The sequence below is a fragment of the Paenisporosarcina sp. TG20 genome (assembly GCF_000286315.1).
Classification (GTDB): Bacteria; Bacillota; Bacilli; order Bacillales_A; family Planococcaceae; genus Paenisporosarcina.
Map to the genome: position 1 here is coordinate 1 of NZ_ALJG01000215.1, position 10,165 is coordinate 10,165.

7 protein-coding genes are annotated in these 10,165 nt (G+C 33.6%); 1 reads left to right on the forward strand and 6 read right to left on the reverse strand.

Annotated elements, in window-relative coordinates; genetic code table 11:
- Nucleotides 1–1,293: 1,293 nt before the first annotated feature.
- Together B371_RS0104470 and B371_RS0104475 are read right to left on the reverse strand one after the other, a co-directional pair.
- Entirely contained in the window at nucleotides 1,294–1,740 is a 447-nt protein-coding gene (locus tag B371_RS0104470) for a MarR family winged helix-turn-helix transcriptional regulator (protein ID WP_019413107.1), read from the reverse strand.
- Nucleotides 1,741–1,951: 211 nt separating this feature from the next.
- Nucleotides 1,952–3,418, reverse strand: a complete 1,467-nt coding sequence (locus B371_RS0104475; protein ID WP_019413108.1) for an ATP-binding protein — start codon at nucleotides 3,416–3,418, stop codon at nucleotides 1,952–1,954.
- A 195-nt stretch (nucleotides 3,419–3,613) separates the two neighbouring features.
- Here B371_RS0104475 and B371_RS0104480 point away from each other — a divergent pair, with 195 nt between their 5' ends.
- Nucleotides 3,614–5,362, forward strand: a complete 1,749-nt coding sequence (locus B371_RS0104480; protein WP_019413109.1) for a B12-binding domain-containing radical SAM protein — start codon at nucleotides 3,614–3,616, stop codon at nucleotides 5,360–5,362.
- Nucleotides 5,363–5,408: 46 nt separating this feature from the next.
- Here the strand turns inward: B371_RS0104480 and B371_RS0104485 are convergent, their stop codons facing one another.
- The 4 genes from B371_RS0104485 to B371_RS0104500 form a co-directional block, all read right to left on the reverse strand.
- The gene (locus B371_RS0104485) at nucleotides 5,409–6,758 is read right to left on the reverse strand and encodes a TrkH family potassium uptake protein (RefSeq protein ID WP_019413110.1); all 1,350 of its coding nucleotides are present in this window, start codon (nucleotides 6,756–6,758) and stop codon (nucleotides 5,409–5,411) included.
- A 278-nt stretch (nucleotides 6,759–7,036) separates the two neighbouring features.
- Complete coding sequence (sigI, locus tag B371_RS0104490; protein ID WP_019413111.1) at nucleotides 7,037–7,792, reverse strand: RNA polymerase sigma-I factor; 756 nt, start codon at nucleotides 7,790–7,792, stop codon at nucleotides 7,037–7,039.
- A 188-nt stretch (nucleotides 7,793–7,980) separates the two neighbouring features.
- Complete coding sequence (locus B371_RS0104495; RefSeq protein WP_019413112.1) at nucleotides 7,981–8,694, reverse strand: TerC family protein; 714 nt, start codon at nucleotides 8,692–8,694, stop codon at nucleotides 7,981–7,983.
- A 228-nt stretch (nucleotides 8,695–8,922) separates the two neighbouring features.
- Nucleotides 8,923–10,008, reverse strand: coding sequence for an SDR family oxidoreductase (locus B371_RS0104500; protein ID WP_019413113.1), 1,086 nt, complete (start codon nucleotides 10,006–10,008; stop codon nucleotides 8,923–8,925).
- Nucleotides 10,009–10,165: the final 157 nt, after the last annotated feature.

Sequence of the window (10,165 nt, forward strand, 5' to 3'; positions counted from 1 at the left end):
TACAATCATTCTCCTTTTAAAATCAAAAAATCAAAAAAAGTCATCATATTTTATAAAATGAAAGTACCCACATCTATATTTAGATAGGATTATTAAACAAGAATATATCAATGAACAAACTTCACTTCCGCTGAAATTCAAGAGGTTACTTGTGATCTTTTAAAAAAGGAAATCCCGCCTTTACATTTATATGTTTAGCGTAAGTTCCACCGTGAAAATTCTGTTTTACATGTTAGTCTTCATATACCAAAAACACCATGAATACAGGGTTCTTGTCACTTTATAGTCATATACTTTCTTATCTTGTAAGAAAAACCGGGCAAAGTTCAACCGGTCCTTTAAGAAAGTACAAACCTACTGCACTAGAACCTGTAGAATAAGATATCCATCTTTTAAAATTTTGTGATTTCCGTTCCAATAGGTCGTTTCCGCGAACTGTCCGTGGGCCTCCTCAGGCCAACATGGTGTTGGCCCGAGGAGGCGTTGAGTGGTTCTTAGCCTTTTTTTCCATTATGTGCTCCTGCGGGGTCTCACTTGGCCTTGCTTTTCCCGGTGGAGTAGCCACCTTCCACTACAATCATTCCACCTGTTTAAAATAAAAGTGATCAAATATAGTTTAAAAATAAATATAGAAAATTGTCCAATCTTTTAAAACGAAAGTACTCAAACCTAAATCTTTCGACTGAGAGGAAACTTGCGTTTCTAAAGAAGGAAATCACGACTCACATTAATCGGGTAACGAGAGTCAATCAAGAAAATCTTTTTTATCATGTTAGTCTCCATATACTAAAAACACGATGAACACTGGGTTCTTGGCACTCTATAGTCATATACTTGCTGATCTTGTAAGAAAATCCGGGTAAGTGCGCCCGGTCCTTTTAAAAAGAGGTACCATAGAAACCTGTTTATTCCTGCAACGGTGGACGCTTTTCGCGGGCATGGCTCTCCGCCCGCCCCGTGGAAAGCGTCCGCCTGGAGCGCAAATCAGTGGCATCATATAGAACCTACTCCTTAATGGACCCTAACCATATACTTTCTTATTTTGCAAAAAATCTGGATTTGGCTTCTACAATAAGCCAAATCCAGATTTATTTAATAAACAGTTTAAACACTCTAATACAATTTTCCTCGTTTTCCCTATAAGCCAATTGCAGCTTTGAAGGGTTATATAGGGGGTTAAAGTACTTTAGACATAATTTTGTACATACTTGATGCTGAGACTGGTCATGAGGCTATTATTCAAGCGTCACTCATGTTTGTTGAGCTCGAGTAACATTACTTGGTATTTATTAATTAATAAGATAAATCTTTTATTGACAATCCTAACTTTTTTAATAATATAATAACTTGTTCTTTTTCTTCTGAATTAAGTGCATTCATCATCTCATGTAATTGTTTCTCGTGCTGGGGAAAAAGCTGATCCATAAAGGCTTCCCCTTCAGTTGTAATTTCAGCAAACGTCACTCTACGATCTGACGGGCAAGATACACGTTGAATAAAACCTCTTTTTTCAAGCTTATCGATTACATAAGTAATTGAACCGCTGGCAAGCAAGATTTTATTACCTATTTTTTGCAAAGGCTGGCGTCCTTTATGATAGAGTAACTCCAAAACTGCAAATTCAGTAGGATTTAACTCATTCGCTTGAAAAAATTGATTTGTACACTCATGCAATGTTTTATACGCTCTTGAAAGCACAATAAATAATTTTAAAGATTGTTTTATTTCTTCAGATTTCATATACATCACCTTTATTCCATTTGACCTAATTAAAACTAGTATATATGGAATAGAAGAAGTTTGTCAAAACACTCTACCCTGACACTCCCAATGCTAAAGCAGTGGGCTTCCAGCTTAGGCAAGTCTGTAATTATTTATTTGTCTTCTTTTGGATTGTTTGTAGAAAGAATAGTACTAAATTTTAATAATATTTCAGTCTAGAACAGATACATCATCTAGATGACTCAACAAAGTTTAGATCAAGTACTGAATTATCCTTTAATTGGTCTAGTTGATAAACTGGAAAAAACAGGTGGAACGTAGTACCTTCATTTATCTCACTTTCAACTTCTATATATCCGTCGTGATCCTCAATTATTTGGACTGTATGTGCAAGCCCCAAGCCGGTTCCAAGTTCTTTTGTTGTATAAAAAGGCTGGAATATTTTACTCATTTGATCTGAATTCATCCCAATGCCTTGATCCTTCACTGATATCCGAACTTGATTATTTTTATATAGGGTTTGAGTAATAATTATTTTCCCGCCATTTGGCATCACTTCAATTGCATTTTTAATGATATTCATAAGAACTTTTTTTAATCCAAAAGAATCCCCTAGGATACAATCTGAATTTTTTTCCCATGAAATAAACTCGATTTCAATGTTTTTAAGTATACCTTGTGGGTACATGAAATCAACAACTTGCGAAATTAATGTTGAAATAGATGTATATCGAAAAGTTCGGTCCCCTGGTTTAGATAATACTAAAAATTCATTGAGAATAGATTCCATTCTATTAAGTTCGCTATTAATAATGGTAAGGTACTGGCTACCCTCTTCAGTTACTTGATGATTTAGTAATTGTGTAAAACCTTTTAAAGAAGTCATTGGATTTCTTATTTCATGCGCAATACTAGCTGCCAATTCTCCAAGAGTCGATAACGAGCGAAAATGATCGACTTGTTTCTTTAATTGAATATTTTCAGTATCTTCTTGAATGACAGTTATGTATATACCATCACTTTTATTTAGCTGAGAAGTTAATTGAAAAAACTTTTGATTTCCTTTTTCATCTAATTTTGTAACTATCACTTTCGCTGAACCTTTAGATTCTAGAACCTTAAAAAAGTTAGGAAAATCACATGTAGAATCCATAAATAAATCAAATAGTGAATGTAAATTTTCACCGATCAATTCACTAGTAGGAATATTGAAGAAAGGCTCTACTTTTAGATTCGCCCCTATGACTTTTCCACCAATAGTTGTTAAAATCATTCCAAACGGGGCATATTTAAATACGGATTGATAATTTAGAGAATCTGAACCATTGTCACTATTAGGTAAGAGATTGGGAAGTTGTTTAAATCGAATAACATATTGGGAGTTCGATTGATTATAACAGCCTTCAAGATAGTAAGGTGTTCTACCTTCTGTTGGATGGTATAATTCAATTTTACATTTTTCGAGATTTGAAGTTTTTGCTTTTTGTAAGAATTCATTCCATATCATTAGGGAAGACTTGTCCATTAATTTTACAAGATCATAATCATCTACATTGTGATTAGAAAATAAATCTATTGCCATCTTATTTATTTTTATAATCCCTTTCCCCTTTTCGAATATGATAACTGAATCTTTATCATCCCAGAACAGGAAATTAAATATTTCCGTTATGTTATAACTAAACAAATTATTCACCGAACCTCTCTTAATATTTTTAATTCTTATACACCCAATGTATATCCAATTTTCTGAATAGTATCAAATATCTAAAAAACATTATTAATTCAGATTATTCCATACAAGTCATGTAAACTAAATGGGTAACAAGACCTATATTGTCTTATCGTTATTCCTTGGTAAACTTAGTTGAAGTAAAAAGGAGAATGCATAATGAACATCGTCTTAACAACACTCAACGCTAAATATATTCATACCAACTTGGCAATAAGATGCTTAAAAGCCAGTGTACAACCCGATTTCAATCCAACAATAATTGAATATACAATAAAGGATCCAGCGTTCAATATTGTTTCAGATATCTATTTAAAGAAACCCAAACTAGTTGGATTCAGTTGTTATATCTGGAATATTGAAGAAACAATTAAAGTAGTTCGCTTACTAAAAAAAGTTAGCCCTGAAACAATCATAGTATTGGGAGGTCCTGAAGTATCATATGATTCAAACTACTGGTTAAGACGTATTGAGGAAATAGATTTTATCGTAATGGGTGAAGGTGAATTATCCTTTAAACAATTGCTATTTTATGTCGAAGGAGACATCCCCTTAAAGGAGGTACCTGGCATTTGTTATATGCAAGACAATAAATTCATACTTCATCCACAAGGACCAAAAATCGATTTACGCATTATGCCAACTCCATTTCGTTTTGAAGAAGATATTCCTCACTTATCTAAGCGAATTAATTATATTGAAACGAGCAGAGGGTGTCCTTTCTCTTGTCAGTTTTGCTTATCATCGATTGAAGTTGGTGTACGTTATTTCAATCGCGAAAAAATTAAAGAAGACATACGTTATTTAATGGCCCATGATGCGAAAATCATAAAATTTGTTGACCGTACCTTTAATATTAGTCGGAGCTATGCTATGGAAATGTTTCAATTTTTAATAGATGAGCATCGACCAGGTGTAGTATTTCAATTCGAAATTACAGCTGATATCATGCGACCAGAAGTCATTCAGTTTTTGAATGATAATGCTCCAGCTGGATTATTCCGTTTTGAAATCGGTGTTCAATCAACAAATGATTTAACAAATGAACTCGTAAAAAGAAAGCAGAATTTTGCTAAATTAACACGAACTGTGACGATGGTTAAAGAAGGCGGGAAAATAGCACAGCATTTAGATTTAATTGCTGGATTACCAGAAGAAGATTATGCATCTTTTAAGCAAACCTTTAATGATGTATTTGCCATGGGACCTGAAGAATTACAACTAGGCTTTCTAAAACTTTTACGTGGAACAGGACTCAGAGTACAAGCTGAAGAATATGGCTATGTATATGTTGACCAGGCTCCTTATGAAATCTTTGCAAACAATGTTTTGACTTTTGACGATATGTTACGCATAAAACAAGCTGAAGATGTTTTAGAAAAGTATTGGAATGACCATAGACTTGATCAAACGGTAGCTTATTTAGTAAGTGAAACATTTAATACTCCATTTGATTTCTTTCAAGATTTCGGTACCTATTGGGAAGAAAAAGGTTGGTCACGTATTGGCCACCAACTTGAGGATTTATTTAAACGGTTAGAAGAGTTTTTAATTCAAGACGGCCGTGCCGATATGACAATAGTGAAGAGTTTGATGAAACTTGATTATTTAGCGCACCACCAATTTCAACCACGTAAACCTTGGTGGGATAAAGAAATGGCTAAAGAAGATCAATCAGCAATATATCGGAAAATTATTGCAAACCCAAGTCTAGCTGGAGATGTCTTTGCCGAACTTGAACTTCATGAACGTGAAGTATATAAGCAAACTTTACTCGTTCCATTCTCACTAGATTTAAATGAACTAATGCAAAAGCAAGTGGTGTCCAAGGAAGGATATTTATTAACCTTCTTTAAACCAGGGCAATCCCCACAATTTTCATTCATTACAAAAGAGCAAGTATCCTGATTTTCAGGATACTTGCTCTTTTTTGCATCAACCTCTGTATGGTTTCTTAGCCAATTATTACTCGTTCTTTAGGATAATGGAATTTCGTCGTTGTGGTTCGACCACCAATTGTAAATAGGAACGAAATTAATCCGACTCGACCGACAAACATTAACACCATAATAAGTGTTTTTCCAAAGTTAGACAAATCACTAGTAATTCCAAGTGACATTCCACATGTACCGAACGCTGATGTTATCTCAAAAACAATAGCTGTGATAGATAAAGTTGGTTCCGAAATGGAAAGCGCTATTGTTGAAAATAACACTATGAATGACGCTAAAATGATAACAGCATATGATCGGAAAACGTCAATTAAATGAATCTCTCGATTAAAAACTTGTATTTCATTCTTGCCCCGAGCAAAGTTTATTAAGAAAAGGATAGCGATTGCAAAAGTCGTAGTACGAATCCCCCCACCTACTGAACTAGGTGAAGCTCCAATAAACATCATTGCACTTATGAAAATATTGGTACCTTGAGTAAATTCAGTAATGTCAACCGTAACGAGTCCACCTGAACGTGATGATACAGATTGAAACATTGCTGTAAATAACGCTTCATGCCAGGACATGTCACGAAAGGAATTGAACATTTCAAGAGCTAAGATCACTACCGTACCCACCAAAAGTAATAATCCAAATGTTACTGTCGTAATTTTTGTGAACAATGAAAATCGAAAATTTTTATTTTCATTTGATAGAAAAGCCTTAGTTTCAATCAATACTGGGAATCCTATTGCGCCAAGTATAATTAATATCATGGTTATGCTTTGTACAAAATAATCGTTGTGATAAGGAATCATTGATTGACCCGTTATATCAAAGCCACCATTCGTGGTTGCAGAAACGGATGCAAAAACTCCTTGTAAAAGAGCCTCTGAAAATGTTTCATAAAATTGTGTAAAATAGAGTGTCAGGAAAATTGCCCCTATTAATTCAATTAATAATAATATCTTTATTATTTGAACAATTAAGTTGACAACCCCAGAGAATGAGTGTTGGTTATGGTCAATCATTATTAATTGACGTTCTCGTAAGCCAATTTTTTTCCCAACAAGTAACCATACAAATGTGCCAAGTGCCATAATGCCAATGCCTCCAAATTGGAGGATGATCATTAACATTGCAATTCCAAAAGTTGTGTAGGTTTCTGAAATGTTTATCACGCTTAGTCCTGTGACACTCACAGCACTTACTGTAGTGAACAAACTATCAATAAAAGCTACACGAACTCCTGGTTGGTATACACCTGGTAAGTTTAACAGTCCCGCAGAAATTGCGATTGCTAGAAAATAATAAGAAACGATGGCTTGAGCTGGTGTTAATTTGCGTATGCGAGGAAGAATTGGTTTCATTAAAAAGGTCAAGTCCTTTCAAAAGACACTTTAGATCATCTCCCTATTCTAAGAAACTTTTCTTAAAAAAGAAAGAGGCAGTATTTCTATTCTCAAAAAACCCCTTATTGAGAACTACTTTTATGGTCTGTTTTTTTCAATTTAGAAATTTCATTTGCATTTGTATACGTTTCCTATGTAATTATCTCCTGTTTTATAGTAAATAATTCTCCATCACTAGTATTCATAGTCATTTATTCTAAAAGTAAATTTTTTATCACTTGTATTTGTAAAGTCTATCATGACATTCGTTCTTTTATGTAGTCTTTAATATAATATAAATCGCTTTTCAATAGAACTACAATTGCCACAATATACTTACGGTGCCGTTCAATGGTTTTTCGAGAAACATCTACTAATTCCTCTAGTTCTTTAATTGGCAGTCTTTTTTTAGATTGGAAAATAGCATAAAACTCATCCGTTTCAGCAATGATTTGAGCAATCTGGATAGCTGTTTGTCTTGAGTCTTCGTGAGAAGGAGAAACTTTGATTAACTCTTGGAAACTTAAACCATAGGGTTCTAGTAAGGATTCATATACTAAAATCTGATTCTTTCTTTCTTCTATTCGTTGCTCTGCTGTAAATTGTTCAAATGAGTTTGAGGATTCTATGATATCAAAAGAATCTTGATTCTCTTCATCGCTAGAAGTTTGGCCTAAACTAAATTCTTGTCTTCTCGATTCTTTCCGAATATAATCTATCAGTTTCCTCCGTATTAACAAATGTGCGAATGTTAAGAATGAAGCGTTTTTATCTAATTCAAAATGCTCGATTGCTTCATGAAAGGCAAACATAGCAATACTGTATTCATCATCATGTTCGTTAATATAACGTTTACATACAAATGAGGCTGTTTTTTTCATAAATGGAGTATAGGAAGAAAGAATTTCATGTAAAACTTCTTTATCCCCATTTTTCGCTTTAATCACTAGCGTTTCCAATTTATATTTTATTTGATTCTTTAAAAATAATCCTTGAATAGAAGCTAGTAGCATAAGCTCACCCCAATTTGAACATAGTAACATTACTCTAGATTTTAACGGGTTTTATTATAAATTAATAGTCATTTTGTATTTCATTTTGTTAACAATGTCCCTGGATTGTGAACGTATTTATTTTAAATGAAAAAAAACGCTAAAACTCAATGTTTTTAGCGTTTTTGAGAAATGATTATGAATAAAAACTATTTAACACTATTTGAAATCTCTTCAGATTTCATTAATTCAGATTTAAGTAATTTTCTACGGTTTTGGAAGTGGCCACCTACAAGTACTCCGGCTGTAACAACCAATATCATTAACCAAGCAATATATGGATATGTTCCAAAGTAGTCTTTTAAAAATGGTTCATGCGTAATCATTCTAGCTGCTGTAAACGCTAAAACTCCTGAACCGATATAAATAATAATTGGATATTTGTCAATTAACTTTATAAAAAGGGTACTTCCCCAGACCATAATAGGTACACTAATAATCAACCCAATTACAACCAATAAAAAATTGCCATGAGCTGCTCCAGCAACGGCTAACACATTATCCAATCCCATAATGGTGTCTGCTACAACGATTGTACCAATTGCTGACCATAAATTAGTAGAAGCTTTATGATCTCCTATATCACTATCTTCAATTAGCAATTTGTAGGCAATACCAATAAGTATAATTCCACCTACTAATTGTAATCCAGGAATTTTTAATAACCATACGATGGCTAATGTAGCTAAAATTCTAATAACAACCGCACCAACTGTACCCCAAATAATCGCTTTCTTTCTATGGTGTTCTGGTAAGTTCTTGGCAGACATCCCAATGACAATTGCATTGTCTCCAGCTAAAACCAGGTCTATCATGATTATTGATAATAAAGCCACTAAAAACTCCATTGATAAAATTTCCATTTTTATCTCCTTTTACATTTTTTTGAAAACAAAAAGACCCCTGCCTATGGAAGGCAAAGGTCTTGCTAAGCGCATTAATAAATGGCTATCATAACCGATGGCAAAAGCCATGTATTGACGACTATGAAGTAGGTTTCCCTATAGCTACTCCCCCTTGACAAAAGTCAAAGACTATTAAGTTTTCATAAGACTAAATTATAGCATAATCTATGATGTTGTAAACTATCTTTATTTAATTTGAATATGATATTTTTCATCTGTTTTGTGTAAATTATAAAATTCGATCATGGAAGGCAGAGACGTAACAAAGTCTGCACACTCTATCCCACTATCTTTTAACACATCGTTAGCTATAGTAGTATCAAATTGTGCCGACCAAGTTAAATAATCTAATGTTTCTTTTTCAACACCTAACCATCTTCTTAAAAATTGTACCTGTAGTCCTTTTTTTGCAAGAACAAGTGGGAACCTTCCTTTCGGTAATTTCCCGGTCACTATCAAGACCATTTGTCGATACACTTCTTCTATTGGATGAGGGTGCGGATCTGTTAAATGTAGTGTTTTCCCGGCTGCTTGATCGCTCTCACTACAAAAAATTACTGCTTTTATAATAAAATCAATTGGCACAACATTTATATATGTCTTTGTATTACCTATATATGGTATGAAAGGTAACTTGCTTAAGGCGTCAATCATATTGATAAAGAAATATGGACCATCAAATTTAAATGTTTCACCTGTGACAGAATGTCCTCGTACGATTCCAGGACGAATAATAGTCGTTGGAACAATTGATTTTAATTTCTCAACAAGTACCTCCGCTTCGAATTTTGTTTCTTCGTAATAATTCTTGAAAGACTTCGGACGAATTAACTCTTCTTCACGTAACAATCCTTCTCGTGTTCCTGCCACATATGCTGTACTAAAATACATATATCTTTTTAACTTTGGTAGAGTCTGAATAAAATCATTTACCATGGTCGTGCCGTGAACATTTACTTTCCAAGCCGCATCTCTAGGTACTGCTAAATCATACAATGCTGCTAAGTGCCAAACTGTGTCAATTTCTTTATAAAGTGTTTCGAGATCTTTGGATGAGACCCCTAAGTTTGGTAATGTGATATCACCATCAATTAAGTTGATTACAATATGAGGATTAGATTTCATTATTTCATTTGCAACTATTTCACCTTGTTTCATTTGTGAAGGTAAAACAACAGCATAGATGGTGTTAACTTTTTTCTCGTCTATTAATTCTTGAATAATTTTCCGAGCTATAAAACCCGGAAATCCAGTAAATAGCGGTGTTTTCATGTGTAACTCCCCCAACCCGTATAAATTGAATAATACAAAAAAAACCAAAGAAAAACAACATCTATTATAAAAATAGATGTTGTTTTCTTACATGAGTCAATTTCATAACTCCTCAATTAGATAATAAACACGATCATTTAATTGTTATCCGTTAATT

What these genes read in the sequence shown, in the direction of transcription:
- B371_RS0104470 (WP_019413107.1), bottom strand. Translation starts at nt 1,740, where the DNA reads ATGAAATCTGAAGAAATAAAACAATCTTTAAAATTATTTATTGTGCTT.
- B371_RS0104480 (WP_019413109.1), top strand. Translation starts at nt 3,614, where the DNA reads ATGAACATCGTCTTAACAACACTCAACGCTAAATATATTCATACCAAC.
- B371_RS0104485 (WP_019413110.1), bottom strand. Translation starts at nt 6,758, where the DNA reads ATGAAACCAATTCTTCCTCGCATACGCAAATTAACACCAGCTCAAGCC.
- sigI (WP_019413111.1), bottom strand. Translation starts at nt 7,792, where the DNA reads ATGCTACTAGCTTCTATTCAAGGATTATTTTTAAAGAATCAAATAAAA.
- B371_RS0104495 (WP_019413112.1), bottom strand. Translation starts at nt 8,694, where the DNA reads ATGGAAATTTTATCAATGGAGTTTTTAGTGGCTTTATTATCAATAATC.
- B371_RS0104500 (WP_019413113.1), bottom strand. Translation starts at nt 10,008, where the DNA reads ATGAAAACACCGCTATTTACTGGATTTCCGGGTTTTATAGCTCGGAAA.